We start from the raw sequence: 24848 nt of genomic DNA, 5'->3' as shown, positions 1-24848 counted from the left end.
ATTAGCCACGCTTCCGCGATGCTTACACCCTTGGAGGATCACGCGGAGCTAACTTTTGGAGACGAACATGACCGAGAACACAATCGACGTGATGGTGCGCGAGAACAGCGGCAAGGGGGCCGCCCGGACTGCGCGCCGCGAAGGGCTGGTGCCCGGCGTTATCTATGGCGGTGGCAAAGACCCCGTCAGCATCAACATCCCATTCAATGCGCTGTTTACCCGTTTGAAGGCAGGCAAGTTCCTGTCGACCCTGCTGACGGTAAATATCGACGGCAAGAAGGAAAAAGTCATTTGCCGTGGCGTGCAGCGCCATGTTGTCAAAGACCTGCCGACCCATGTCGACTTTCTGCGCCTGTCGGACAAGTCGCGCATCAACCTGTTCATTCCGGTTGTGTTCGAAAACGAGGAAACCTGCCCCGGCCTGAAAAAGGGCGGCACGCTCACCGTTGTGCGCAACGAGGTGGAACTTAAGGTCACCGCGAACAACATTCCCGACCACCTGACCGTGGACCTGGCAGAAGCGCAAATCGGCGATGTGATCCACATTTCCGATATCGAACTGCCCGCGGGCACCACGCCCGTTATCACCGGGCGCGACTTCGTGATCGCGAATATCGGCTCGCCCTCCAGCCTGCGTTCGGCAGATGCCGAGGAAGAGGCCGAAGCCGCTGAAGACGAGGCCGAGGCCAAAGACGAATAAGACCCGCGCAACCGCGTTGAGCGCGCCGCTGTCTGCCCGACAGCGGCGCGTTTTCTTTTGCCGGATGCCATGCTAGAAGCGGGCCAAAAGGGGGCGCTATGCAGCTTTGGGTCGGGCTTGGAAATCCGGGCGCTAAATATGCCAGAAACCGGCACAATATCGGCTTTATGGCGCTGGACCGTATCGCCGCCGACCACGGCTTTTCGCCCTGGCGCAGCAAGTTCAACGGACAGGTGAGCGACGGGCGGCTGGGTAACGCGCGCATCACCCTGCTCAAGCCCGAAACCTTCATGAACCTGTCGGGCCAGTCGGTTGCGGCGGCACTTGGGTTTTTCAAGCTCGCGCCCGATGCGCTGACGGTGTTTCATGACGAGCTGGACCTTGCCCCCGGCAAGATACGGCTGAAATCGGGCGGTGGCCATGCCGGGCATAACGGCCTGCGCTCGATCCATGCGCATTGCGGCGAGGCTTACGGCCGCGTGCGCATTGGCATTGGCCACCCCGGCAACAAGGCGCAAGTGTCCAACTATGTGCTGGCCGATTTTGCCAAGGCCGAGGCCGAGGGGCTGGATGATATGCTGCGCGGCATGTCCGAAGGTGCCGCAAAGCTCGCCGATGGCGACGGGCCGGGGTTTTTGAACGCGGTTGCGCTGCGGCTGAACCCGCCGCGCGCCGGCACCAAGCCAGAAACGCCACCGATAGCGCCGCTAAAGCCCGCAGCACAGCCCGAAACCAGTGCGCCGCCGGGCAGCAAATTGCGCCAGCTTCTGGAGAAATTCAGCAAATGAGCCTTGCCGATATTCAAGCCGCCTTTCGCGCACAGGCCATTCACTGCAACGATCTCGGCTCGCCTTTTACCGCGCGGCTCTGCACGCTTCTGGCCGACAGGTTGGGCGAAAGCGGCGCCGTTGCCCACCACCTTGCCAACTGGCCCGGCACTGCATCACACCGTGCCGATGCCGTGCCGCTGCGCCTTGCCGGCGGGCTTCATGCGCTGGTGCTGCAAGGGCGCGAGTCTGCCCTGCAGGCCGCCTATCCACCGCATATGGTGGATGACGATACGCTGTGGGCGGCCATTGCGCGCGCGCTTGATCGCCACGCGCCCTTCCTGCTTGATTGGCTCAAATCGCCGCCACAAACCAACGAGGTGCGGCGCGCATCGGCGCTGATTCCGGGCTTTCATCTGCTTGCCAGCCAGCGCGACCTGCCCTTTGTGACCAGCGAAATCGGGGCCTCGGGCGGGTTGAATATGGGCTGGGACCATTTCGCGCTGCATATCGCGGCGCAAGTCTGGGGGCCGGCCGGCAGCCCCGTGCAGCTTACACCCGACTGGACCGGCCCCACCCCGCCGCGCCAGGATGTGCAGGTGATCGAGCGCGCGGGCTGCGATCTGAACCCGCTCGACGCGAATGATCCTGCCGACAAGCTGCGCCTGCGCGCCTATCTTTGGGCCGACCAGCCCGACAGGCTGACCCGCACCGATGGTGCCATCGAGGTGCAAACCAGCTTTGCCCTGCCCAAAGTGGCGCGGATGGATGCACTGGATTTTCTGCGCGCCCGTCTCAGCGCCGCGCGCCCCGGTGCCTGGCATGTCATCTATCACACGATCATGTGGCAATACCTGCCCGAAGCGGCGCAAAAAGCGGGCGAGGCGTTGATTGCAAGCGCGGGCGCACGCGCGAGTGCCGAAGCCCCGCTGGCATGGCTGCGCATGGAAGCTGACGGGAAAGGCGAAGGGGCGGCTGTTACGCTCACAACCTGGCCAGAGGGTGAGACCCGCCAAATTGCCCGCGCCGATTTTCATGGCCGCTGGCTGCGGTGGCAGGGCTAGATTTCGGCGCAGAAATCCGCGCCGAAGCGTTCAAGCAAATAGGCTGACTGGCGCGCGGCAATCTGTTCAATCCGCTGCAAAACACCCGCGGCAAGGCCCTCGGCAGGCGGAAAACTGTTATGAACCTGTGCCGGGTTCTCATAGCCGCCAAAGGACTCCAGGCCGATATGCGCCTCAACCTCGGCCAAAACGTCGCGCGGCGCCGTTCTGATGCGCCCAAAGGGGATATAGCGCACCTGATCGCCAAAGATATGGTCCCAGATGGGAATATGCGCCGCATAGTTTCCGCGTTCCTGAAACTGCCAGTTTTCCAGAATGCGCATGGGAATGCGGCCGGGATTGCGCGCCATGCTCATCGCCAGGCCCGACGTCATGCGCGATTGCGGGTCGCGCACCAGAATAATCACGCGCAGATTGGGCGACAGGCGTTGAACATGCTGCACACCCCGCAGACCAAGGCACAGATAGGCCGGCGTTATATCGCCCGAAAATTTGCCGCCGCGCTGCGCGAAAAGACGGCGATACCAACCATCGTCGGGCGCATCGCAGCCTTGTGCAATTGCCCGAAAGTCTGCCGCCTCCGCGCCTTTGAGCTTTGCAGCACAGGCAAGTGCCGCTTCGCGATGCTGGTCTACATTTGTGGGGATATCCGTGCCCAGATAGAGCCTGTCAAAATAATGCACCTCTTTGACGAGGGGCATTTTGACCTGCGGGTGCTGGCCAAGATTGGCCCAAAGCCATGTTGTGCCCGCCTTTTGCGCCCCGGCGCATAAAAAGTCACAGGCGTCGGCCTTGGTTCGGGGGCGCTTCTGGGCTGAAAAAATGGTCATAGGTTGCGCAGCCTTTGGGTTTGGCCAAAGGTTAGCACCCTCGGGGCTGGCGGTTCAACCAAGCCCCGATGGATAGGCTCAGTCCTTGCGGAAGAATTTATTCTCGCGCGGCTTGCCATCCCAGCCGGTCTTGCCACGCGGCTTGTCATCGCGGCCCCGGTCATCGCGGGGCTTGTCATCAAACTTGCGCGCGCCGCCGTCCCGGTCGCCACGATAGGGCTTGCCGCCGCCAAAGCCGCCACGCGGGCTGCTTTCTTCGCGCATTTCCCACTTTTTCAGCAGTTTTGCGTCAAACGCGTCACGGCCAATCTGACCCTCGTGGCACCAGACGGTGGAAATTTTCGTGCCTTCAACGGCCTCGACATTCATGCGCGGCGAGCCTGCCGTCAGCACCACAATATCACCTACTGAAAAATCTGACATACCGGCCTCCTGCGCCTGTTGCCGCGCCATTGCGCAAAGCGTTGCAATAGACCTGCACCAGCCCAATGTCTAGGGCCATGTCGTTCAGGCTATTGCGAAATCTCGGCGGCTGCGGCGCGCATTTCGCCCGGTTTGGCATTCATCAAGACCTCGATGAAATACGAGATGAGCTGCGCGCGCCCGTTTACCCCTGCTTTGCGAAACACCGCGTTCAGCTGCGCCTTGATCGTTGCCTCGCTTTTGTCGCGCAGCGCGGCAATTTCGGCGTTTGACATGCCCTTGATGGCAAAAATCGCGACATCGCGCTCGGCGGGGGAAAGCGCCCAGCGTGTCAGGCAATCATCCAGCATCATCTGGAACTCGCCCGAGGCGGCCTGCAACTGGTGCTGAACGCGGCGCATTTGCCGCAACACATGGCGCAGCAAAAGCCCGCCGGTGACAGAGCCGATGACCAGCCCGAGGCTTGCGAAAACCTGTAGCACCTCGCGCCATGCAAACGGCAAGGCCCAACGGCGCAAGCCGAACACCTCGGTCACAAATTCGGTAACAAAAAATATTGCGCAGAGAAGCTGCACAACAAACAACAAAGCCAATAGCCAGATCGTGCGGCGTCGCAGATAAAAAATCGACATCATTCACCCCCTGAAGCAATGTGGCCCGGAACGCGCCGGGCCACGCTGCCATGCACTTAGTTGCCGATCGAGATGGAGACGCCACCCGAAGCCGAGCCACCGGCGCTGCCGCCATTCGAGCCGCCCGAGGCCGCGCCCGATGCGCCAAGGTTGATGTCGACACCCACGCCCAAGCCCTCATTGCCCGATGTTTCTTCATCTGTCGCGGCGGGCTGGTTATTGTCGTTCTGGGCGAAAACAGAGACGACAACGTCGCTCATCACCTCGCCCGTGCTGCTGGAAACAACCACTTCGCGCATATGAATCTGGTTGCGGGCTTCAATCTTGACCCGGCCAAGCCAGGTGCGCGAAACGTTGATGACCTCATAGCCGCTGGCTTCAAGCTGCGCCATGACATCGATATAGGTTTGCGTTTGCGCAACGACGGTTTCACCGGCGCTAAAGCTGGTATTGCCCTGGCTTACAACGCTGGCTGACTGCGCCAGAGCCGTTTGCCCGCTTACCCCAAGTGCCAGGCCGGTAAGTGCGATTGCGAATGCGTTTTGCTTGCGGTTCATGTTCTTGTCCTCGTGTTATGGCCCAAAGGCCGTTTCGATGGCTCAAACAAACATATTCCTGGTCGGTTCACCTATGCGCCGCTGGGTGTAAAACCACCGGTTTCATCCCGCAGTTTGCCGCACTTAAACCCCGGGTTTTATGGTTTCAAGGCCGATTTAAGCCTTAGGTCTTAAAGCCAAGCGCCTTGGCAACGGTGAAAATATCCTTATCGCCGCGCCCGCACATATTCATCACCAGCAAATGGTCGGCCGGCAGGGTTGGCGCAAGCTTGATGACATGGGCCAGCGCGTGGCTCGGCTCCAGCGCGGGGATGATTCCCTCGGTCGCGCAGCACAGCTGAAACGCCTCCAGCGCCTCGTCATCGGTCACGCTGACATATTGCGCGCGGCCCATATCGTGCAGCCAGCTATGTTCGGGCCCAATGCCGGGATAGTCGAGCCCGGCGGAAATGGAATGGCCTTCCAGAATCTGCCCATCGGCATCTTGCAGCAGATAGGTGCGGTTGCCGTGCAGCACGCCGGGGCGCCCGCCGGTGAGGCTGGCGCAATGTTCCATGCGCTCGTCAACCCCGTGGCCACCGGCCTCGACGCCAACAAGATTGACCGATTTATCATCGAGGAATGGGTGGAACAGCCCCATCGCGTTTGAACCACCCCCGATGGCGGCCACCAGCGTATCGGGCAAACGGCCCTCGGCCTCCATCATCTGCTCGCGGGTTTCATTGCCGATGATCGCCTGGAAGTCGCGCACCATTGCGGGGTATGGATGCGGGCCAGCCACCGTGCCGATGCAGTAGAACGTATCGGCGACATTGGTCACCCAATCGCGCAAGGCTTCGTTCATCGCATCCTTGAGCGTGCCGCGCCCGGCGGTAACCGGCACCACCTCGGCACCCAGCAATTTCATGCGAAACACATTGGGTGCCTGCCGCTCGACATCGGTCGCGCCCATGAACACCACGCATTTCAGCCCGTAGCGCGCACATACCGTGGCGGTGGCCACACCGTGCTGGCCTGCACCGGTTTCGGCAATAATGCGGGTTTTGCCCATGCGGCGGGCCAGCAGGATTTGCCCAAGCACATTGTTGATTTTATGGGCTCCGGTATGGTTCAACTCGTCGCGCTTGAGGTAAATCTTTGCACCGCCCAAATGTTCTGTCAGGCGCGGGGCGTGGTAAAGCGGGCTGGGGCGGCCCACATAATGCTTCCACATGAAATCCATCTCGGCCCAGAAACTGTCATCGGTCTTGGCGCGCTCGTATTCGGCCTCGAGCGACAGAATCAGCGGCATCAGCGTTTCAGACACAAACCGCCCGCCAAACTGGCCAAAGCGCCCGTTCTCATCGGGGCCGGTGCGGAATGAATTCAGGATATCAACGGACATGTATGGCCCTTTTGTGGAATGCTACAGTTTGCGTTTAAAGCCTAGGTGGCTGCGGGTAAAGCCAAGCCGTTCATAAAACGCATGGGTCTTGAGGCGCGCGGCGTTCGACATCATCTCCATGAACTGCGCGCCATTGGCGCGGGCGCGCGCCATCGCGTCCTCCATCAGCCTATGCCCAAACCCCCGGCCGCGCAAATGCGCGGCAACGCGCACGCCTTCAACCTGTGCGCGGCGCTGGCCACGGGCGTTCAGCCCGTCAAGGATGATCAGATCATAGCAGGCAACAAGCTGGCCATCTGCTTCGCCGACGATAAGCTGGCAGCGTTCATCCATGCGCGCAAAGGCAGCAAGGTAGTCTTCCAGCGGGGCGGTTTCGCGGGCACCGCCAATATCATCATCGGCCAGAAGCGCCACAACGCCCGGCACATCGGCCAGAACGGCGGGGCGGAACACTGGCGTCATGCCGATGCTGCGTCGATAAAGGCGCGGATGCGCGCCGGGTCTTTCACGCCCGCAGCACTTTCCACGCCCGAGGATACATCAACCTGCCTGGCCCCGGTCAGGCGGATCGCCTCGGCGACATTATCAGCTGTCAGCCCACCGGCCAGCATCCAGGGCACAGGCCAGCGGCGGTTGGCAATCAGCCGCCAGTCAAAGGCCAGCCCGTTACCACCGGGCAAAACCGCGTCTTTCGGGGGTTTGGCATCAACCAAAAGCTGGTCGGCCACCGCGCCATAGCTGGCAAGGCTGGCAAGGTCGCTTTCCTCGGCCACGCCCACGGCTTTCATGATCGGCAGGCCATAGCGGGCGCGCAAAGCGGCAATACGCGCAACGTTTTCCTGCCCGTGAAGCTGGAGCATATCCAGCGGCACGGCGGCGTTGATCGCATCAAGATAAGCGTCATCGGCATTCACTGTCAGCGCCACCTTGGCAACGCCTTCGGGCACCGAAAGCGCCAGCGCCCGTGCGGTTTCAATTTCCACATGGCGGGGTGATTTGGCAAAAAACACAAAGCCGACATAGCGCGCGCCAGCCTCCAGTGCCACGCGCAGCGTGGCCGCATCGCGCAGCCCGCAGATTTTGACGTTCATCTAGTTGAGCAGGGCAAGAACGTCATCCTCGTCCTTGCCGCCCTCGGCCTTCAACCGCTCCACCTCGCCGGCCAGTTGGCTGGCCTCACGGCGCGACTGGCTGGCCGCGCGGCGGAGTTTGTGTTCGCGGAAATATTCAATGAACATGCCCAGAAGCAGGCCCAGCAATAGTGCTGCGAAGACGATCAGAAACAGCGGAACGGTCAGCTTCAGGCTGTCGGCCAGCGGCAGGCCCGCGGGCAACAGCGCCACGTCAACCGCCCCACGATTGGCCAGCGCCAATAGCACAAGCACCAAAAGCACAAGCCCAAGCACGGCCAGGCGGATCATTCGGATCATGTTGTTTCGGCCTTTGTAATCAGGATTCGTTCAGCCGGTCACGCAGCAGCTTGCCCGCCTTGAAGAACGGCACATGCTTTTCTTCCACGGCGACAGATTCGCCGGTGCGCGGGTTTCGGCCCTGGCGCGCATCGCGCTTTTTCACCGAAAATGCGCCGAAACCGCGTAGTTCTACGCGGTTTCCTTCGGCCATTGCATTGATGATCGTGTCAAAGATGGTTGTGACGATACGTTCGACATCGCGCTGATAGAGATGCGGATTTTCATCTGCGATTTTCTGAACCAGTTCTGATTTGATCATTGGTTGCATCCTCTCATCGCCCCGCTGTGCGCGGGCTATACTGCGCCGATTTTCGGCAAAACGCTACTTGGGGTATTTTGACAGGATTTTTGGCGCGATGGAATAGCGGCTTGTTCCATGCGTCGCAATTATGCGCGAATCTGCCGATCGCAACACATCTAACGCCGGGTCATCGCATCTGAATCTGTAGAAACCCATGCGCCAAATCGAATCCGGGCACTGTTACCTAAAGGTTGATTGGTGATTCGTCTCAAGAAACGGGGCCACATCAAATGATGCAGCCCCGGATTACTTGCAAAGCGCGAAGTCAAGCGCAGTGCTTACTCGTCGGTTTTGCCTTTCAGCGCAGCGCCAAGAATGTCGCCCAGCGATGCACCGGAATCCGAGCTGCCGAACTGTTCGACGGCTTCTTTTTCTTCGGCAATTTCGCGTGCCTTGATCGACAGGCCAAGCTTGCGCGATTTCGCGTCGATATTGGTGACACGCGCATCAATCTTGTCGCCAACCGAGAAGCGCTCGGGGCGCTGGTCGCCACGGTCGCGGCTCAGGTCCGAACGGCGGATAAAGGCTTTCATGCCTTCATATTCCACCTCGATCCCGCCGTCTTCAATGGCGGTCACGGTTACGGTGACAACCGCACCACGTTTTACGCCACCGGTTGCATCGGCGAACTTGTCACCTTCAAGGCCCTTGATGGACAGCGAGATACGCTCTTTTTCAACATCGACATCGGACACCACGGCCTTGACCATGTCACCTTTGCGATAATCCTTGATCGCTTCTTCGCCGGAACGGGTCCAGTCCAGATCGGACAGGTGAACCATGCCGTCAATATCGCCTTCAAGGCCAATGAACAGACCGAATTCGGTGATGTTCTTGACTTCGCCTTCAACGATGGTGCCAGCAGGGTTGCCAGCGGCAAAGTTATCCCACGGGTTCCCCTGGGTCTGTTTCAGGCCAAGGCTTACGCGGCGTTTGGCCGTGTCGATTTCCAGAACGACAACTTCAACTTCCTGGCTGGTCGAGACGATCTTGCCGGGGTGAACGTTTTTCTTGGTCCAGGACATTTCGGAGACGTGAACAAGCCCTTCAACACCGGCTTCCAGCTCAACAAATGCGCCGTAATCGGTAATGTTGGTCACGCGGCCCGTATGGCGGCTTTCCAGCGGATAGCGGGCTTCGACATCGTCCCACGGATCGGCGGCAAGCTGTTTCATGCCAAGCGAAATGCGCTGGGTGTCTTTGTTGATCTTGACAACCTGCACCTTGACCGTTTCGCCAATCGCCAGAATTTCCGACGGGTGGTTCACACGGCGCCAGGCCATGTCGGTCACGTGCAGCAGGCCATCAACGCCGCCAAGGTCAACGAATGCACCGTATTCGGTGATGTTCTTGACAACGCCGTCAACCACATCGCCTTCGGCCAGTTTGCCAACGATCTCGGCGCGCTGCTCGGCACGGCTTTCTTCAAGAATGGCACGGCGCGACACGACGATGTTGCCACGGCGACGGTCCATTTTCAAAATCATGAAGGGCTGGGGAAGCTGCATCAGCGGGCCGGCATCGCGCACGGGGCGCACATCGACCTGGCTGCCCGGAAGGAAGGCCACCGCGCCACCCAGATCGACGGTGAAACCACCTTTGACCCGGCCAAAGATAACGCCTTCGCAGCGCTCTTCCTTGTCATAGGCTTTTTCAAGACGGTCCCAGGCTTCTTCACGGCGGGCTTTTTCACGGCTGAGAACAGCCTCGCCACGCGCGTTTTCAACCCGGTCCAGATAGACCTCGACAACATCGCCAACGGCGATTTCGGGGGTCTGGCCTGGGGCGGCAAATTCTTTGATGTCGACACGGCCTTCCATTTTATAGCCGATGTCGATGATGGCCTGACCGGCCTCGATGGCAACCACTGTGCCTTTGACGACTGAGCCCTCGTCGGGGGTTTCAAGTTCGAAGCTTTCGTTCAAAAGGGCTTCGAATTCTTCCATTGCCACGGATGCGGCCATATGTAGGTCCTTTCAAGTGTTTTTACGGGCCGAGCGGTTGTTTCCGCCGGTCTTTGGGGTTTCATGTTGCCAAGCGCCAAAAACACAAAGGGCCGGTGATTGTAATCCGACCCTGCCTGTTTGTTATTTTTGGTCTGTGCCCTGCAACGGGGCGTGGTTACACGCAATCCCTGCGGCAATCAAGCCTGATTCAGGGCCAAAGCGCCCGCAATCGGCCTATTTCAGCCGCTTTTGCACGGTTGCAATCGCGCTTTGGATGGCGGCTGCGATGCTCAGCGTCGACGTGTCGAGCAGTTCGGCATCATCGGCAGGCTGCAACGGGGCGATGGCGCGTTCGGCATCGCGCGCATCGCGCTGGGCCAGATCGCCAGCCACCTGCGCCACGGTCAGCGCGGGGTTGGTGGCTGAAAGCTCTGCAAAGCGGCGTTGGGCGCGCACGGCGTCCGATGCCGTCACAAACAGCTTCACCTCGGCATTGGGGCAAATCACCGTGCCGATGTCGCGGCCATCCAGCACGGCGCCACCCTCACGGCGCGCAAAATCCTGTTGGAATTTCAGCAATGCGCTGCGCACTTCGGGAATGGCGGCAACCTTGCTGGCCGCCTGCCCGGCCCGCGCGCTGCGCAAATCATCGCGCGCAAGGTCGGTTTCGCTGAGCGTTTTGGCCATAGTCACGGCCATATTCTCATCAATCACCCCGCGCGCGGCATCCAGCGTGGCCATGCCAACCGCGCGATACAGCAGCCCGGTATCCAGATGTGAAAAGCCGAAATGCGCCGCAACCGCGCGCGCGATCGTGCCTTTGCCCGCCGCTGCGGGGCCGTCTATGGCAACGGTGAAGGCCATGTCATTCCCTGTAACTTCAGCAAGTCATAACGATGTTTGGCCGTGGTTTACAGGCGCTATCTCGGCAATCGTTAATTCCGCACATTCAGCCATTACCGGCGTGAAAAACCGCGCCCAGGCCTTCCATCAGCGGCACAAAATCGGGGAAGGAGGTGGCAATCGCGCCCAGATCATCAATGGTAATGGGCTTTAGGCTCGCCATGCCAAGGCACAAAAAGGACATGGCAATCCGGTGGTCCAGATGCGTGGCCACCGTCGCCCCGCCCGCCACGCTTCCCGGCCCGCGCCCGTGGATGATGAGATAATCCTCACCCTCTTCCAGGGAAACACCGCAAGCCTCCAGCCCGCGCGCCATCGCGTCAATCCGGTCCGATTCCTTGACCCGCAATTCCTTGATGCCGCGCATCACGGTATTGCCCTCGGCAGTTGCCGCCAGTGCCGCCAGAATGGGGTATTCATCAATCATGCTTGCAGCGCGTTCGGGCGGCACGTCTATGCCTTTCAGCGGGCCAAAGCGCACGCGCAAATCGGCGGCGGGCTCGCCCCCCTCGCTGCGCGCATTCTCAAATGTAATATCGGCCCCCATGTCCACCAATGTGGTGAACAGCCCGGCGCGCGTGGGGTTCAGCCCGATATTCGGCACCAGAACCTGCGAGCCTTCAACCAGCAGCGCCGCACATACCGGAAAGGCGGCGCTGGACGGGTCGCGCGGCACGTCAATCTTCTGCGGCTTAAGCTCCGGCTGGCCCGTCAGCGTAATCATGCGGCCTTCATCGGTAACTTCTGTGACAATTTCCGCGCCAAACCCCGCCAGCATCCTTTCCGAATGGTCGCGCGTCGCTTCCGCCTCGATCAGCACGGTTTGCCCCGGCGCGTTCAGCCCCGCCAGCAGCACGGCCGATTTCACCTGCGCGCTTGGCACCGGCGAGACATAGCGCACCGGCACGGGGTTTTCCGCACCGACAATCGTCATCGGCAAACGGCCCCCGCTGCGGCCAAAAGCCTGCGCGCCAAACAGTGCCAGCGGGTCTGTCACCCGGCCCATCGGGCGTTTGCGCAAGCTGGCATCGCCGGTAAAGGTGGCGGTGATCGGCGTGGTGGCCATCGCCCCCATGATCAGCCGCACGCCGGTGCCGGCATTGCCGCAATCAATCACATCGGCCGGTTCGGCAAAGCCGCCCACACCCACGCCCTCGATGCTCCATTCACCGGGGCCGTGGCGCTCGACTTGCGCGCCAAAGGCTTGCATCGCGCGGCCTGTGCCCAGCACATCTTCGCCCTCCAGCAGCCCGCGCACCTCTGTGCGGCCAATGGTCAACGCGCCCAGAATGAGCGCACGATGGCTGATGCTTTTATCGCCCGGCACTGCGGCCGCGCCTTTCAGCGGGGGCGATTTGCGGGCGGTCAGCGGGCGCGGGGTTCCAGTGCCAGACATCGGTTATCCTTATGTTTCAGGGCCGCAGCGCGCGGGCACGCGCTATCATCCCGGCCATGTTCTCTGGGAAGTAGGTTTCGCTGGTTGTGGCCAGGTCTTCAAGCCCCCACCAGCGATGGTCTTGCATCACACGCCGCTCAAACGCATTCCAGCGGGTCTTGTCAATCCGCTCATGCGGGGCGAAGGCCGCGAAATAGCTTTCATGGGCGCGCAGCAGCTCGCCCGATTCGAGGCGGAAATCCACGGCGCGCGTGGCGATCACATCGCTCAGCGGCAGCTCAAAGCCGGTTTCCTCGCGCAATTCACGCGCGGCGGCGGCCTGCGGGCTTTCACCAGCCGCAATCCCCCCGCCCGGCGTTGCCCAGTGCCGCTGACCTGCCAGAATGCCGCGCTCATGCACGAAATGAAACATCAATGCCCGGTCATCCGGGTCCAGCAGGATAATCCGCGCCGTGGGCCGTTCACGCATGATCGGCCCGGATGAAGGTCATGTAATGCGGTGTGCGCCCGGCACGCAGCGCCTTTTGCTCGTATCGGGTGGAATGCCAGCCCTCCCAGGGCTCCAGCATCACCTCACCGCCGGTAAAATCGGGGCGGGGTGCCATATGGTCCTGCGTATGGCGCACATAATCCTCGATATCCGAGGCAATATGAAACTGCCCGCCGGGTTTCAGCACGCGCGCCAACGGGTCGATATTTTCGGGCTTCACAAAGCGGCGGCCGTGGTGGCGCTTCTTCGGCCAGGGGTCGGGGTAAAGCAGAAACGCCCGCGCAACGCTGGCATCGGGCAAAACATCCATCACGTCGCGCCCGTCGCCCAGATGCAGGCGAATGTTTTCAAGCGCGGCCACGCGCGGCAGCAGCGCCGCCATCCCGTTCAAAAACGGCTCGACACCAATGAAGCCGATATCGGGATTGGCGGCTGCGAGTGCCGCCAGATGCTCGCCACCCCCAAAGCCGATTTCCAGCCAGATGGGCCGGTCATCGCCGAACACCGCGCGCAGATCGATCGGCGCGCGCGTCGGGTTGAAATCCCACGACACGCCGGGCAGCGACAGGCGCGGCAGCGTATGTTCCATATGTTCCGCCTGCCCGGCGCGCAGCGGCTTGCCCTTGCCACGGCCATACAGGTTACGCCAAGGGGCGTTCGGGCGGGCAGCAGGGCGCGTATCACGGGGCTGGTCTGGCGTATCATTCATGGCGCTGCTCTAGTGTCCGGCGCGCAAACGGTCAACCCCGCCCCGGCGGGGTTCTGCGCCGCGCACACCCGCGTGTGCGCGGCCCGGCCCAACCGGCAATGGCGGGGCCTGCCCCGCCTGCGCCGGGCGGGAGCGCCTAGATCGCGGCTTTCAGCGCGGCGGCCAGATCGGTTTTCTCCCAGCTGAATCCGCCGTCGGCCTCGGGCGCGCGGCCAAAATGGCCATAGGCGGCGGTGCGTGCATAAATCGGCCGGTCAAGCTGCAAATGCGTGCGGATGCCGCGCGGCGTCAGGTCCATCGCGCGGGCCACGGCGCGTTCGATCTGCGCCTCATCCACCTGCCCCGTGCCATGCGTATCGGCGTAAATCGACAGCGGCTTGGCCACACCGATGGCATAGCTCAGCTGGATCGTGCAGCGCGTCGCCATGCCCGCCGCCACCACGTTTTTCGCCAGATAGCGCGCCGCATAAGCCGCCGAACGGTCAACCTTGGTCGGGTCTTTGCCGGAAAACGCACCGCCGCCATGCGGGGCGGCACCGCCGTAAGTATCGACAATAATCTTGCGCCCGGTCAGCCCGGCATCGCCATCCGGCCCGCCGATCACGAATTTACCCGTCGGGTTCACCCACCATTCGGTCGCCTCGGTCAGCCAGCCATCCGGCAGCACATCGCGGATGTAAGGCTCGACAATCGCGCGGATATCATCGCTTGTCTGCGCCTCATGCGCGTGCTGGGTCGACAGCACCAGCGATGTCACCTCGACCGGCCTGCCGCCCTCATAACGAAGGCTCAACTGGCTTTTGGCATCCGGCCCCAGAGTCGGCTCGGCCCCCGATTTGCGCGCCTCGGCCAGACGCCGCAAAATCGCGTGCGAATATAGGATCGGGGCGGGCATCAGTTCGGGCGTTTCATCAACCGCAAAGCCAAACATGATGCCCTGATCGCCCGCGCCATCACGGTCGACCCCTTGGGCGATATGCGCCGATTGGGCGTGCAGCAAGTTCTGCACTGTCAGCGTGTTCCAGTGGAACTTGTCCTGCTCATAGCCGATATCGCGCACGCAGTCGCGCACGATCCCGTCAATCCTGCCCATATAGGTTTCCAACCTGTCCCTGCTCGACAGCCCGACCTCGCCGCCGACAACGACATTATTGGTGGTGGCAAAGGTTTCACAAGCCACACGCGCATTCGGCTCTTCGGCCAGAAACGCATCCAGAATGGCATCGGACACACGGTCGCACACCTTATCGGGGTGCCCCTCGGATACGGATTCCGAGGTGAAAATATAGTTCTGACGGGACATAAACGCTCCATTGTTTAACCGCCGCACGCCAGGAAGCCGTTGTGCGCGGATGAATGCCCTGCTTTACCGATAGTTGTGGGGGCGGGTCAATGGGAAAGGCGGCGGGAAAGGCGGCGGGAAAGGCGGCGCGCCGCGCGTCAGGCTTTGGCGCGCGGGCGCCGTATTGCAAAGAATGCCGCAAGCAGGCTTAGCACAAGCGCCACGGGCCAATCGCCGGTGCGGCTGTAAAGCGTGGGCGGCAGCGCGCCGGGCAGGCGCACGTCAAGGGCTGCGACCTCGCCCAAATTGGTGCGGGCGCGGATATGGCCGCGCGCGTCGATCATGGCCGAAACGCCGGTATTGGCGGCGCGCGCCAGCGGCAGGCCCTGCTCGATGGCGCGCAGACGCGCCTGGGCAAGGTGCTGGTAGGGGCCAGAGAATGTGCCGAACCAGGCGTCATTGGTGATTTGCAACAGCCATGCGGGGCGCGGCTGGGTGCTGGCGGCTTGCGGGAAAATCGCCTCATAGCAGATCAGCGGCAGGAAGGGGGGCAGCCCATTTAGCGCGATCGGCCCGGTTTCCGTGCCCTTTTGCATTCCGCCACCGATCACATCGGCCAGGCCGGAAATGCCAAACCGGCTGAAAAAATCATTGAACGGCATGTATTCGCCAAACGGGGCAAGGCGCACCTTGTCATAGGCGGCGGCTATGCCAGCGCCGGAATCGATTGCGAACAATGTGTTGTAAACGCCGCGCGCATCGCGCCGCTGCGCCCCCAGAATGACCGGACTGCCGCGCCCGGCTGCCGCGACTTCCTCGCGCAATTGTGCATCTTCATCGGGCAGATAGGCAACGGCGGCTTCGGGCCATATCGTCAGATCGGGGGCCGCGCCCGCGCTGGTAAGCTGTATCTGGCGCAGATAGAAATCGTAAATACGCTCGGGCAGCCATTTTTCCTGTTGGCTGGCATTGGGCTGCACAAGGCGCAGGGTAACGCCGGGTTCATCCGGTGTTGCGCCCGCGTCGCGCATGATGCCGACCGAGCCCATGATCAGCAGCATCATCAGCCCGGCCAGAAAGCTTGTGCGATAGGCCAGTAGCCCCGCGCCCAGCATGACCATTGCACCCAGCCCCGGCGCACCGATATAGGCGACCCATTGCGCAAGCGGCGTATCGAGCAGGCCTTGCGCCAGCTGCGCCCAGGGAAAGCCGGTAAACACATAGCCGCGCGCCAGTTCAACCGCGCCCCAGATGACGGCCAGCGCCAGCGCATCGCGCGCCGTGCCCCTGGCCACGCGCACGGCAAAGCCAAAGGCCAGCCCCCAGAACAGCGCCATACCGCCCGCCATTCCAACCAGCCCAAAGGGTGCAAGCCAGCCCGTGCGCGCCGCATCTACCAGAAAGGGTTCAACAATCCAGTGCAGGGCGACGGCGAAATAGCCAAGCCCCACGAACCAGCCCAACCCGAAACCGCGCCAGAACCGCCCGCCTTGCGGGGCGAGCAGCGCCACAAGCGCCGGCAGCACCACCAGATTCACCACAGGCAGGTTGAAGGGCTGCAAGGCCAGCGCCAGCAGCGCGCCAAGCACAAGCGCAAGCAGCGCACGCCGCCAGCCGCGCTGATGCAGCAGCGTCTCGATCATTCGGCTGCGGTGCGTGCTGCACCGGAAAGCGTGATCCGGAGGCGTTTGATGCGGCGTGGATCGGCATCGACCACTTCAAATTCATGGCCCGCCTCGTCGCGCACAATCTCGCCGCGCACAGGCACACGGCCAGTCAGTTTGGCAACAATCCCACCCAAAGTGTCGATCTCCTCATCAAGCTCGGCGGGCAGCAGATCGACCCCGGCGGCCTCTTCAAACTCGTCCAGCGGTGCGCGGGCCTGGGCAAGGTAGACGCCGGGGCGTTCCTCGATCCACAATGCGGCCTCTTCCTCGTCATGCTCGTCGATGATGTCACCGACGATTTCCTCAAGAATATCCTCGATTGTCACCAGACCGTCGACACCGCCATATTCATCGATCACCAGCGCCATATGCACACGCTCGCTTTGCATTCGCTGCAACAGCACGGCGACAGGCATGGATGGAGGCGCATAGATCAGCGGACGGATCAGCGCGGCAAGGTCGAACTTGCCCGATTTGCCAAAACCGTGGGTCAGCGCCAGGTCTTTCAGGTGGATCAGGCCAAGCGGCTCGTCCAGCGTATCGGCAAATACCGGCAGGCGGGTAAGTGTGGAGTCGCGGAACACCTCGACAGTTTCGGCCAGCGTCGAGCTATTGGGAATGGCGATGATATCGGCCTTGGGCACGGCAATATCGTCAACCCGCCGCGAATGCAGCTTGCGCAGATTGCCCTGCATTTCGCGGGTCTGGGCCAGCGATTCGGCGGCACCCTCGGTTGGTTCTTCGCTGTCGCCGTTGCGCCCGAACAGGCGCTGAAACAGGCCGGGGCGGTAATCGTCGTCGAAACTGTAAGGCTCCGGGTCGTTGCCTTGTTCTGGTGGACTTGCGTCCGAATGACTGCTCATGACTCCCTAATCCGAAATGCGATGCACTTCCTACATCTGTCCTAATATGGATTTTGAATGCCCATGCTGGCAAGAGCCTTGATTTCAAGCCCCTCCATCAATGTCGCATCCGCATCCTCAATATGGTCGTAGCCCAATAAATGTAACACGGCATGAACGATCAGATGGGCCACATGGGCGGCAAATTCAATGCCCTGATCGCGCGCCTCGGCCTCGCAGGTTTCAAAGGCGATTGCAATATCACCCAGTTCCGGCCCTTCGGGCGCCAGCGGGGTTTCGCCCGCTGTGGCGGCGCCAAGCGCTTCAGCAGGCCATGAAAGCACGTTGGTGGGCACGGGTTTGCTGCGAAAATCGGCGTTGAGCGTGGCGATGCGCGCATCATCGCAAGCCATGACGACAACTTCCCAATCCTCGCCCTGCAGCCCTGCAATCGCCAAAGCTGCGCGGGTGGCACGCTCGGCAATGCTTGGCAAATCGCAAGCTTCCCAGCGGGCATCCTCGATCACGCAATCGGAAATGTCAGGCATTTCGGCGCAGGGCGGCAGCGTCATAGGCCTTGATGATGCGCGCAACCATCGGGTGGCGCACCACGTCATCGGCGGTGAAATGCGTCATCCCCACGCCTTTGACGCCGGCCAAAACCTGCTCGGCCTCGACCAGCCCGCTGGTCACGCCGCGCGGCAGGTCAATCTGGGTCGGGTCGCCGGTTATCGCCATGCGCGAACCCTCGCCAAGCCGGGTGAGGAACATTTTCATCTGCATGGTGGTCGAGTTCTGCGCCTCGTCCAGCACCACAAAGGCATTGGACAATGTGCGCCCGCGCATGAAGGCCAGCGGCGCAATCTCGATCTGCTTTTCCTCCATCATCCGGCCAAGCTGCTTGCCGGGAATGAAATCATTCAGCGCATCGTAAAGCGGCTGCATATAGGGGTCGACTTTTTCCTTCATGTCGCCGGGCAGAAAGCCAAGCCGCTCGCCCGCCTCAACCGCGGGGCGGCTTAGGATGATCCGGTCAACCCGCCCTTCCATGAACATCGACACGGCGGCTGCCACGGCCAGATAGGTTTTGCCCGTGCCCGCCGGGCCAAGGCCGAAAACAAGCTCATGATCGAACAGCGATTTGACATATAGTTTCTGGGTTTGCGTGCGCGGCTCGACAACGCGCTTGCGGGTGCGAATTTCCAGTGGGCCACCGGCGAACATTTCAATCTGCTCGGTGGTCATCGGCGCTTCAAACACCTCGCCCTGCATCCGGATGGCGGCATCCACATCGCCCGGTTCAACCGCGCGCCCGGCACGCAGCCGCGCATATAGCCCCTGCAAAGTCGCCGCTGCCATGCGCCGTGCCGCCGGTTCACCATAAAGCACAACCTCGTTGCCACGATGCACGATCTGCACATCATGGCCTTGCTCGACACGGGTAAGGTTTGAATCCAACTCGCCACACAGGTCGATCAGCAGCCGGTTGTCGGGGAATGTCAGCGCGGTTTCATCCGAAGCTGGCGGCGATTGAATCGACGTGTCATGCTGTGTCAAAGGCGGTTTGGTCCTTTTGCGAAATAAGGTCCAGCCTGCCTCAACATCCTGCGTCTGGCAAGTCGGAGTTTCATGAATATTGTGTTACTCGGCCCGACCGGTCAGCGAATTCTTCTCGCTGGCAACAATACGCACCGGCACTATCTGGCCAATAGATGTTGCGGGCGCTTCAAAATGCACGGCGTGCAGGTAGGGCGATTTGCCAATCACCTGCCCGGCCTTGCGGCCGCTCTTTTCCACCAATACCGGCAAAGTGCGGCCAATCATGCTGGTCTGAAAGGCAAACTGGTCGGCGGTAATCTGCGCTTGCAGGGTGAGCAAACGTTCATGCGCAACATCATCGGGCACCAATTCACGCCCAGCCGCCGGTGTGCCCGGCCGCGCCGAATATTTGAAGCTGAAGGCCGAGCCGTAGCCAACCTCTTTCACCAGCGCCATCGTATCGGCGAAATCTTCATCGGACTCCCCCGGAAAGCCGACAATAAAATCACCCGAAAGCGCCATATCGGGGCGGGCTGCGCGCATCCGCTCGATCACACGCATATAGGTTTCAGCCGTGTGGCGGCGGTTCATGGCTTTCAGAATCCTGTCGCTGCCCGACTGCACCGGCAGGTGCAAATAGGGCATCAGCTTGTCCAATTCGGCATGGGCTGCGTAAAGATCATCGCTCATATCATTGGGGTGGCTGGTGGTGTAGCGAATGCGCTCCAGCCCATCGAGCCTTGCCAACTCGCGCACCAATTGTGCCAGCGACCAGGCTTCGCCATCCGGCCCGGCCCCGTGATAGGCATTCACATTCTGGCCAAGCAAGGTCAGTTCGACCACGCCGCGCTCTACCAGATCACGCGCCTCGGCGATAATGCGCGCAACCGGGCGGCTGACCTCGGCACCGCGCGTATAGGGCACCACGCAAAAGGCGCAAAACTTGTCGCAACCTTCCTGCACGGTCAAAAACGCCGCCGGTGCGCGCCGTGCTTTCGGGCCGCGCGGCAGGCGCGTAAACTTGTCTTCCTCGGGGAACTCGGTATCGACAACCTTGGCGCCATTGCTGGAGCGCGCCACCATATCGGGCAGACGATGATAGGCCTGCGGGCCCACCACCACATCGACCATCGGCTGGCGGCGAATAATCTCGGCGCCCTCGGCCTGTGCCACACAGCCCGCCACGCCAATTTTCACATCGGGGCGCGCGAGCTTGTGTTCTTTCAGGCGGCCAAGCTCGGAATACATCTTCTCGGATGCCTTTTCGCGGATATGGCAGGTGTTCAGCAGAATCATATCGGCATCATCAGCCGACTCCGTCGCCTCATAGCCCGATGCGCCCATCGCCTCGGCCATGCGCTCGCTGTCATAGACATTCATCTGACAGCCCCAGGTTTTAACGAACAGCTTCTTCGGCGCAGACATGAGCTTTCCCAAAACAAAAACGGCGCAGGTTTTCCCGCGCCGCTCCTATACGCGCAAACTGCGCGCGGGGCAATTCCGCATCACTCTTTGGTTTTGCGCGGGCGCCCCTTGCCCTTGCGGCCAAGGCCGATTTTCTTGGCAAGCTGCTGGCGCAGTTCGGCATAGGCGGGCGCAACCATCGGATAATCGGCTTTCAAGCCCCATTTCTCACGATATTGCTCGGGCGTCATATCATAGGCCGACGCCAGGTGACGGCGCAGCATTTTCAGCTTCTTACCATCTTCCAGACAAATGATATAATCGCGCGTGATGGATTTCTTGATCGGCACGGCAGGCACAAGATCTTCTTGCGGCGCGCTCAACTCACCTTCGGCAAGCTGCTTGAACATGGCATAGACGCTGGCGATCATGTCGGGCACATCACCGGCGGCCATTTCATTTTTTGACGCGAAAGACACCACGACATCGGTTGTCATGGCCAGCAGTTCCAACGTGTCAGGAGCGCTTGTTTCTTCTTCCATTGTCACTGTCTCCTACAGTAATACCAATTTAGAGACGGGCACTGTTTTCTTACCACACTTACCAGACTAAGACCAATAATTACACGCATGAACACCTGCTCGCACCGCTATTTTTTAGTTTACTAAAACATCTAATGCAACGCGTAATTGCCTGATAACCCATGAAAATTTGTAGAACAGGCGGTTTTTAGACCAGTTGTCAGACTTCACTCAACCGGAAAGCCTCGTCCGCGCAGCAAGGCTTCAACCCCCGGCATACGCCCGCGAAACGCGATATAGGCGGCCTCGGCCGGGCCTGCACCCCCGGCTGCCAGAATATGCTTGCGCAGGCGTTGCGCGGTGGCGGGGTCGAACACATCACCGGCTTCCTCAAAGGCTTCAAACGCATCGGCATCCATCACCTCCGACCACATATAGGAATAATAGCCGCTGGCATAGCCATCACCGGCAAAGATATGCGCAAAATGCGGCAAGGCGTGGCGCATCCGGATCGCCGCCGGCATGGCCAGCCTGTCCAGCGTGGCGGCCTGGGCCTGCATCGGGTCGGCAGGGGGCGGGCCTAAATGCAGGTCAAGATCGACCATCGCGCTGGCAATAAACTCGACCGTTGCAAAGCCCTGGTCGAAATTTTCAGCCGCCTTGATGCGGGCAATCAGGTCTTCGGGCATGGCGTGGCCGGTTTTGTAATGACGGGCAAATTTGCGCAGAACCTCGGGCGTGGCCAGCCAATGCTCGAACAACTGGCTGGGCAATTCCACAAAATCCAGCGGCACCGAGGTGCCCGAAACGCTGGGATAGGTCACATCCGAGAGCAATTGGTGCAGCGCATGGCCGAATTCATGAAACAGCGTGCGCGCGTCATCAAAGGTCAGCAGCGCGGGGCTGCCCTTGGGCGGTTTGGCCGAATTGCAGACATTCACCACGATCGGGCGCTGCTGACCGTTCAGCGCCTGCTGGGGGCGAAAACGCCAGCACCATGCGCCCGAACGTTTGGAAGGCCGCGCGAAATAGTCACCGATGAACACTCCGATATGCCGCGCGCCCTCGCGCACCTCCCAGGCCCGCGCATCTGGGTGGTAAAGCGGAATTTCAAGCGGTGTGAACTCCAGGCCGAACAGCTTGTTGGCCACATCGAAACCCGCCTCGATCATTGCATCAAGCTGCAAATACGGCTTCACCTCGTTCTCATCGATATCGAAATCGCGCTTTTGCAAGCTGGTGGCGTAGCGCCGCCAGTCCCAGGGGCGCAGATCATCCTGCACACCATCGGCGGCCATCAGCTCTTGCAAGGCGTCGGCATCGCGCAGGGCGGCGCTGCGCGCAGGTTCCCACACGCGGGCCAGCAAGCCGCGCACCGCTTCCGGCGTTCCGGCCATTTCAGCTTCCAGCCGAAGGGCGGAAAACGAGCCATAGCCCAGAAGCTGTGCGCGCTCGGCGCGCAGTTCCAGCATTTCGCGGGCAATGGCGCGATTGTCGGTCGCCCCGCCATTGGCGCCGCGCGCCTCCCAGGCCTCAAAGGCCAGCTTGCGCAAATCACGCCGGTTGGAGAATTGCAAGAACGGCATGATCAATGCGCGTGACAGGGTCAGGCAATGCCCCTTGTGCCCACGCTCGCCCGCCGCTGCGGCCAGGGCCTCAACCAGATCTTCGGGCAGGCCGGCCAGATCATCGGCGGCAAGCGGCATTTCCCAGGCCGCCTCGTCCTTCAGCAGGTTTTGCGTAAACTGCGTGCCAAGGCTGGCCATACGCGCGGCAATTTCCTTGAGCCGCGCAACCTTCTCCGCCGCCAGATGCGCACCCGCCCGGCGGAACATGCGCAGATACTGCTTCAGCACCTCCTCCTGCTCGCCGCTCAGCCCCAGATCGGCGCGCTGCGCATCCAGCACCGACAGACGCGCATAAAGCCGCTTGTCACTTGCAAGTTCGCTGGCAAACCGCGCTTGCTGCGGGGCCAGATCGCGTTCCAGCGCCTGCAATTCGGGGCTGCTATCTGCGCTGGAGATATTGTCGAACACGCCCGAAACCCGGCTGAGCAGCGCATCGGCGCGCTCCAGCGCATCCACCGTATTGGCAAAACCGGGCGCTTCCGGATTTGTGGCAATCGCCTCGATATGCGCCCGCGCTTCGGCAAAGCCTGCCGCAAACGCCTCGGCATAATGTTCGGGCTTGATTTCGGCAAAGGGCGGCATCCCGAAAGGCGCGCTCCAGTCCTGCAACAGCGGGTTCATACGCGGCTCCTATTGGTGGGTGTTCTTGCGCATATGGCGCTCCAGCCGGCGCAGCGCAAGCGACAGGCCGATCGTCATGGCAAGGTAGATGAAGGCGACTATATTATACGCCTCGAAATAGCGGAAACTTCCGGCAGCATAGGTTTTGCCAAGCTGGGTGATGTCGGCCACGCCCAGCACCGACACAAGCGAGCTGTCTTTGACCATTGCCACAAAATCATTGCCCAGGGGCGGCAGCACCGTGCGAATGGCCTGCGGGAACACGATCAGCCGGAAGCGTTGCCAGCCGTTCAGCCCCAAAGCCTCGGCCGCCTCGATTTGCCCCGGGTCGACCGATTGCAGCCCCGCACGAAACACCTCGGCCAGAAAGGCGCCATAGCCTATCATCAGCGCCAGTATTGCGCGCCATTTCATCGACAGATCGCGCGGGCGCATGGCTTCAAACCCCAAGGGCTCGATCAGCGCATTGATGGCCACCACAAAGACCGGCGCGGCCACAAAGGCGATGTAGAACAGCAGCACCAGAATCGGCACGCCGCGCACGACTTCGATGTAGAAGCGCGCGATCTGGCGCAGCACGATGAACCGGCTCAGCGCCGCCACGGCAAGGCCAAGCCCCAGCACCGTGGCCAGCGCAAAGGCCACCAGCGCAACCTCGATGGTCATCGCAATGCCCTGGGAAATGCGCGCATAGACCTGCGCATACAGCTCATCGACCGCCACGCGATAGGCGAGATACAGGCCAATCAGCACCACGGCGACCAGCCAATAGGGAAAATCCTTGGGGGGGTTTTTATTCATGACAAAGCGGCGCGGCAGGCAAACCCACCGCGCCCGGTGGCCTTACTGGCCAATCTCATATTCAAGGAACCACTTGATGTTCAGCGCTTCCAATGTGCCATCGGCGGCCATTGCGGCAATTGCGGCATTCATCGGGCCGACAAGGTCGCTGCCACGTGGAAAGATAAAGCCGAAATCTTCAACGCCCATCGGCGCGCCCACCAGTTTGAACGTGTCGGGGTTGGCGCGCACATAGCCATTGCCCGCCGTGCCATCGGTCAGCACAAGGTCGACATCGCCATTGCGCAAGGCTTCGATGCTCACACCAAAGGTTTCAAACAGCTTGATGCGCGGGTTGGCCTCATCGCCATCCAGCACCTCGTAAACGGCGGTATAGAACGGCGTGGTGCCGGCCTGCGCGCCGACCAGCAGATCGGGGTTGGCGGCAAAGCTTGCGCCATCGCTGAAACGCTCTTCATCGGCGCGCACCAGCATGAACATTTCGCTGCGCATGTAAGGCTCGGAAAAATCGACCATTTCGCGACGGTCATCGCGGATGGTGATGCCGGTCATGCCCATATCGAACTGGCCTTCCGAAACGGCGGGGATCATCGCATCCCAGCTGATGTTCTGGTAGGTCACGGTAATATTCAGCCGCTTGGCAATTTCGGCCATCGCGTCATATTCCCAGCCGATCGCCTCGCCGCTGCTCGGGTCGATGAATTGCAGCGGCGGATAGGCGTTTTCCGTTACCACCACCACTTCGCGGCCCCCTAGGTCGGGCACATCCTGGGCCATCGCGGGCAGGCTGATCGCCGCCATCGCCGCGCCGAGAATCATATGTGAAAGTCGCATAATCCGCACTCCGTTTTGAAAATCCGGCACCAGCTTGCCCCAAGGGCGTGGCTGGGGCAAGTGCATCTCAAAATGCGGCTTTGATTGGCGCGCATGTCGGAAGCAGCCGCCATCTGGTCGGGCGCTCGCAAGTTG

27 protein-coding genes and 1 riboswitch are annotated in these 24848 nt (G+C 61.2%); of the genes, 3 read left to right on the top strand and 24 right to left on the bottom strand.

The window, feature by feature from the left end; translation table 11 throughout:
- Positions 1 to 67 precede the first annotated feature (67 nt).
- The 3 genes from LGT41_RS06745 (at position 68) to LGT41_RS06735 (ending at position 2531) form a co-directional block, all read left to right on the top strand.
- Positions 68 to 700, top strand: a complete 633-nt coding sequence (locus LGT41_RS06745; RefSeq protein WP_274129355.1) for a 50S ribosomal protein L25/general stress protein Ctc — start codon at positions 68 to 70, stop codon at positions 698 to 700.
- 98 nt (positions 701 to 798) lie between these two features.
- Positions 799 to 1488, top strand: coding sequence for an aminoacyl-tRNA hydrolase (pth, locus tag LGT41_RS06740; RefSeq protein WP_274129354.1), 690 nt, complete (start codon positions 799 to 801; stop codon positions 1486 to 1488).
- Positions 1485 to 2531 (top strand): DUF2332 domain-containing protein, encoded by a 1047-nt coding sequence (locus tag LGT41_RS06735; protein WP_274129353.1) that lies wholly within the window; start codon positions 1485 to 1487, stop codon positions 2529 to 2531. Before pth ends, LGT41_RS06735 begins: the two co-directional genes overlap by 4 nt.
- On the opposite strand, the gene LGT41_RS06730 is transcribed toward LGT41_RS06735, so the two are convergent.
- From LGT41_RS06730 to LGT41_RS06615, 24 genes are all read right to left on the bottom strand, one after another.
- Positions 2528 to 3361: a sulfotransferase gene (locus LGT41_RS06730; RefSeq protein WP_274129352.1), complete on the bottom strand. Its 834-nt coding sequence runs from the start codon at positions 3359 to 3361 to the stop codon at positions 2528 to 2530. The two genes, LGT41_RS06735 and LGT41_RS06730, sit on opposite strands and share 4 nt — an antisense overlap.
- Before the next feature lie 78 nt (positions 3362 to 3439).
- Complete coding sequence (locus LGT41_RS06725) at positions 3440 to 3784, bottom strand: YodC family protein (RefSeq protein ID WP_274129351.1); 345 nt, start codon at positions 3782 to 3784, stop codon at positions 3440 to 3442.
- A gap of 89 nt (positions 3785 to 3873) precedes the next feature.
- A complete protein-coding gene (locus LGT41_RS06720) occupies positions 3874 to 4419 on the bottom strand; it encodes a helix-turn-helix transcriptional regulator (protein ID WP_274129350.1) in 546 nt (181 codons plus the stop codon).
- A gap of 53 nt (positions 4420 to 4472) precedes the next feature.
- The gene (locus LGT41_RS06715) at positions 4473 to 4973 is read right to left on the bottom strand and encodes a hypothetical protein (protein WP_274129349.1); all 501 of its coding nucleotides are present in this window, start codon (positions 4971 to 4973) and stop codon (positions 4473 to 4475) included.
- Positions 4974 to 5136: 163 nt separating this feature from the next.
- A complete protein-coding gene (gene trpB, locus LGT41_RS06710; RefSeq protein ID WP_274129348.1) occupies positions 5137 to 6357 on the bottom strand; it encodes a tryptophan synthase subunit beta in 1221 nt (406 codons plus the stop codon).
- Between the two features lie 21 nt (positions 6358 to 6378).
- Positions 6379 to 6819, bottom strand: coding sequence for a GNAT family N-acetyltransferase (locus LGT41_RS06705; protein ID WP_274129347.1), 441 nt, complete (start codon positions 6817 to 6819; stop codon positions 6379 to 6381).
- The gene (locus LGT41_RS06700) at positions 6816 to 7448 is read right to left on the bottom strand and encodes a phosphoribosylanthranilate isomerase (RefSeq protein ID WP_274129346.1); all 633 of its coding nucleotides are present in this window, start codon (positions 7446 to 7448) and stop codon (positions 6816 to 6818) included. The genes LGT41_RS06705 and LGT41_RS06700 overlap by 4 nt, the downstream gene beginning before the upstream one ends.
- Positions 7449 to 7787: a lipopolysaccharide assembly protein LapA domain-containing protein gene (locus LGT41_RS06695; protein ID WP_274129345.1), complete on the bottom strand. Its 339-nt coding sequence runs from the start codon at positions 7785 to 7787 to the stop codon at positions 7449 to 7451.
- 19 nt (positions 7788 to 7806) lie between these two features.
- Entirely contained in the window at positions 7807 to 8088 is a 282-nt protein-coding gene (ihfB, locus tag LGT41_RS06690) for an integration host factor subunit beta (protein ID WP_274129344.1), read from the bottom strand.
- 320 nt (positions 8089 to 8408) lie between these two features.
- On the bottom strand, positions 8409 to 10076 hold the full coding sequence (rpsA, locus tag LGT41_RS06685; RefSeq protein ID WP_274129678.1) for a 30S ribosomal protein S1: 1668 nt from the start codon (positions 10074 to 10076) through the stop codon (positions 8409 to 8411).
- 234 nt (positions 10077 to 10310) lie between these two features.
- The gene (gene cmk, locus LGT41_RS06680; RefSeq protein WP_274129343.1) at positions 10311 to 10940 is read right to left on the bottom strand and encodes a (d)CMP kinase; all 630 of its coding nucleotides are present in this window, start codon (positions 10938 to 10940) and stop codon (positions 10311 to 10313) included.
- Between the two features lie 85 nt (positions 10941 to 11025).
- Complete coding sequence (aroA, locus tag LGT41_RS06675) at positions 11026 to 12375, bottom strand: 3-phosphoshikimate 1-carboxyvinyltransferase (protein ID WP_274129342.1); 1350 nt, start codon at positions 12373 to 12375, stop codon at positions 11026 to 11028.
- Positions 12376 to 12391: 16 nt separating this feature from the next.
- A complete protein-coding gene (locus tag LGT41_RS06670) occupies positions 12392 to 12844 on the bottom strand; it encodes an NUDIX hydrolase (RefSeq protein ID WP_274129341.1) in 453 nt (150 codons plus the stop codon).
- Positions 12837 to 13574, bottom strand: coding sequence for a tRNA (guanine(46)-N(7))-methyltransferase TrmB (trmB, locus tag LGT41_RS06665; RefSeq protein WP_274129340.1), 738 nt, complete (start codon positions 13572 to 13574; stop codon positions 12837 to 12839). The genes LGT41_RS06670 and trmB overlap by 8 nt, the downstream gene beginning before the upstream one ends.
- Before the next feature lie 136 nt (positions 13575 to 13710).
- Entirely contained in the window at positions 13711 to 14877 is a 1167-nt protein-coding gene (metK, locus tag LGT41_RS06660) for a methionine adenosyltransferase (RefSeq protein ID WP_274129339.1), read from the bottom strand.
- 3 nt (positions 14878 to 14880) lie between these two features.
- A riboswitch (SAM-SAH riboswitch) is annotated at positions 14881 to 14928 on the bottom strand.
- 86 nt (positions 14929 to 15014) lie between these two features.
- Complete coding sequence (gene lnt, locus LGT41_RS06655) at positions 15015 to 16499, bottom strand: apolipoprotein N-acyltransferase (protein WP_274129338.1); 1485 nt, start codon at positions 16497 to 16499, stop codon at positions 15015 to 15017.
- Positions 16496 to 17386 (bottom strand): hemolysin family protein, encoded by an 891-nt coding sequence (locus LGT41_RS06650; RefSeq protein ID WP_274129337.1) that lies wholly within the window; start codon positions 17384 to 17386, stop codon positions 16496 to 16498. Before LGT41_RS06650 ends, lnt begins: the two co-directional genes overlap by 4 nt.
- Positions 17387 to 17427: 41 nt before the next feature.
- A complete protein-coding gene (gene ybeY, locus LGT41_RS06645) occupies positions 17428 to 17913 on the bottom strand; it encodes an rRNA maturation RNase YbeY (RefSeq protein WP_274129336.1) in 486 nt (161 codons plus the stop codon).
- Complete coding sequence (locus LGT41_RS06640; protein ID WP_274129335.1) at positions 17906 to 18922, bottom strand: PhoH family protein; 1017 nt, start codon at positions 18920 to 18922, stop codon at positions 17906 to 17908. Before LGT41_RS06640 ends, ybeY begins: the two co-directional genes overlap by 8 nt.
- 84 nt (positions 18923 to 19006) lie before the next feature.
- Entirely contained in the window at positions 19007 to 20329 is a 1323-nt protein-coding gene (gene miaB, locus LGT41_RS06635; protein WP_274129334.1) for a tRNA (N6-isopentenyl adenosine(37)-C2)-methylthiotransferase MiaB, read from the bottom strand.
- A gap of 80 nt (positions 20330 to 20409) precedes the next feature.
- The gene (locus LGT41_RS06630) at positions 20410 to 20850 is read right to left on the bottom strand and encodes a Ros/MucR family transcriptional regulator (protein WP_274129333.1); all 441 of its coding nucleotides are present in this window, start codon (positions 20848 to 20850) and stop codon (positions 20410 to 20412) included.
- A 206-nt stretch (positions 20851 to 21056) separates the two neighbouring features.
- Entirely contained in the window at positions 21057 to 23078 is a 2022-nt protein-coding gene (locus LGT41_RS06625; RefSeq protein WP_274129331.1) for a M3 family metallopeptidase, read from the bottom strand.
- A gap of 9 nt (positions 23079 to 23087) precedes the next feature.
- Positions 23088 to 23879 carry an amino acid ABC transporter permease gene (locus LGT41_RS06620; protein WP_274129330.1) on the bottom strand — a complete coding sequence of 264 codons (792 nt, stop codon included), beginning with the start codon at positions 23877 to 23879 and terminating at the stop codon, positions 23088 to 23090.
- Between the two features lie 42 nt (positions 23880 to 23921).
- Positions 23922 to 24713 (bottom strand): transporter substrate-binding domain-containing protein, encoded by a 792-nt coding sequence (locus tag LGT41_RS06615; RefSeq protein WP_274129329.1) that lies wholly within the window; start codon positions 24711 to 24713, stop codon positions 23922 to 23924.
- Positions 24714 to 24848 lie beyond the last annotated feature (135 nt).

The sequence above is a fragment of the Abyssibius alkaniclasticus genome, from assembly GCF_020447305.1.
GTDB classification, from domain to species: Bacteria; Pseudomonadota; Alphaproteobacteria; order Rhodobacterales; family Rhodobacteraceae; genus Abyssibius; species Abyssibius alkaniclasticus.
The sequence above is the reverse complement of the archived record's forward strand: the minus strand, read 5'-3'. Positions and strand labels throughout refer to the sequence as shown.

What these genes read in the sequence shown, in the direction of transcription:
- LGT41_RS06725 (WP_274129351.1), bottom strand. Translation starts at nt 3,784, where the DNA reads ATGTCAGATTTTTCAGTAGGTGATATTGTGGTGCTGACGGCAGGCTCG.
- metK (WP_274129339.1), bottom strand. Translation starts at nt 14,877, where the DNA reads ATGTCCCGTCAGAACTATATTTTCACCTCGGAATCCGTATCCGAGGGG.
- LGT41_RS06695 (WP_274129345.1), bottom strand. Translation starts at nt 7,787, where the DNA reads ATGATCCGAATGATCCGCCTGGCCGTGCTTGGGCTTGTGCTTTTGGTG.
- LGT41_RS06730 (WP_274129352.1), bottom strand. Translation starts at nt 3,361, where the DNA reads ATGACCATTTTTTCAGCCCAGAAGCGCCCCCGAACCAAGGCCGACGCC.
- LGT41_RS06625 (WP_274129331.1), bottom strand. Translation starts at nt 23,078, where the DNA reads ATGAACCCGCTGTTGCAGGACTGGAGCGCGCCTTTCGGGATGCCGCCC.
- LGT41_RS06715 (WP_274129349.1), bottom strand. Translation starts at nt 4,973, where the DNA reads ATGAACCGCAAGCAAAACGCATTCGCAATCGCACTTACCGGCCTGGCA.
- LGT41_RS06670 (WP_274129341.1), bottom strand. Translation starts at nt 12,844, where the DNA reads ATGCGTGAACGGCCCACGGCGCGGATTATCCTGCTGGACCCGGATGAC.
- pth (WP_274129354.1), top strand. Translation starts at nt 799, where the DNA reads ATGCAGCTTTGGGTCGGGCTTGGAAATCCGGGCGCTAAATATGCCAGA.
- miaB (WP_274129334.1), bottom strand. Translation starts at nt 20,329, where the DNA reads ATGTCTGCGCCGAAGAAGCTGTTCGTTAAAACCTGGGGCTGTCAGATG.
- LGT41_RS06615 (WP_274129329.1), bottom strand. Translation starts at nt 24,713, where the DNA reads ATGCGACTTTCACATATGATTCTCGGCGCGGCGATGGCGGCGATCAGC.
- LGT41_RS06720 (WP_274129350.1), bottom strand. Translation starts at nt 4,419, where the DNA reads ATGATGTCGATTTTTTATCTGCGACGCCGCACGATCTGGCTATTGGCT.
- LGT41_RS06650 (WP_274129337.1), bottom strand. Translation starts at nt 17,386, where the DNA reads ATGAGCAGTCATTCGGACGCAAGTCCACCAGAACAAGGCAACGACCCG.
- rpsA (WP_274129678.1), bottom strand. Translation starts at nt 10,076, where the DNA reads ATGGAAGAATTCGAAGCCCTTTTGAACGAAAGCTTCGAACTTGAAACC.
- LGT41_RS06700 (WP_274129346.1), bottom strand. Translation starts at nt 7,448, where the DNA reads ATGAACGTCAAAATCTGCGGGCTGCGCGATGCGGCCACGCTGCGCGTG.
- LGT41_RS06630 (WP_274129333.1), bottom strand. Translation starts at nt 20,850, where the DNA reads ATGGAAGAAGAAACAAGCGCTCCTGACACGTTGGAACTGCTGGCCATG.
- lnt (WP_274129338.1), bottom strand. Translation starts at nt 16,499, where the DNA reads ATGATCGAGACGCTGCTGCATCAGCGCGGCTGGCGGCGTGCGCTGCTT.
- aroA (WP_274129342.1), bottom strand. Translation starts at nt 12,375, where the DNA reads ATGTCTGGCACTGGAACCCCGCGCCCGCTGACCGCCCGCAAATCGCCC.
- ybeY (WP_274129336.1), bottom strand. Translation starts at nt 17,913, where the DNA reads ATGCCTGACATTTCCGATTGCGTGATCGAGGATGCCCGCTGGGAAGCT.
- LGT41_RS06745 (WP_274129355.1), top strand. Translation starts at nt 68, where the DNA reads ATGACCGAGAACACAATCGACGTGATGGTGCGCGAGAACAGCGGCAAG.
- trpB (WP_274129348.1), bottom strand. Translation starts at nt 6,357, where the DNA reads ATGTCCGTTGATATCCTGAATTCATTCCGCACCGGCCCCGATGAGAAC.
- cmk (WP_274129343.1), bottom strand. Translation starts at nt 10,940, where the DNA reads ATGGCCTTCACCGTTGCCATAGACGGCCCCGCAGCGGCGGGCAAAGGC.
- LGT41_RS06735 (WP_274129353.1), top strand. Translation starts at nt 1,485, where the DNA reads ATGAGCCTTGCCGATATTCAAGCCGCCTTTCGCGCACAGGCCATTCAC.
- LGT41_RS06620 (WP_274129330.1), bottom strand. Translation starts at nt 23,879, where the DNA reads ATGAATAAAAACCCCCCCAAGGATTTTCCCTATTGGCTGGTCGCCGTG.
- ihfB (WP_274129344.1), bottom strand. Translation starts at nt 8,088, where the DNA reads ATGATCAAATCAGAACTGGTTCAGAAAATCGCAGATGAAAATCCGCAT.
- LGT41_RS06705 (WP_274129347.1), bottom strand. Translation starts at nt 6,819, where the DNA reads ATGACGCCAGTGTTCCGCCCCGCCGTTCTGGCCGATGTGCCGGGCGTT.
- trmB (WP_274129340.1), bottom strand. Translation starts at nt 13,574, where the DNA reads ATGAATGATACGCCAGACCAGCCCCGTGATACGCGCCCTGCTGCCCGC.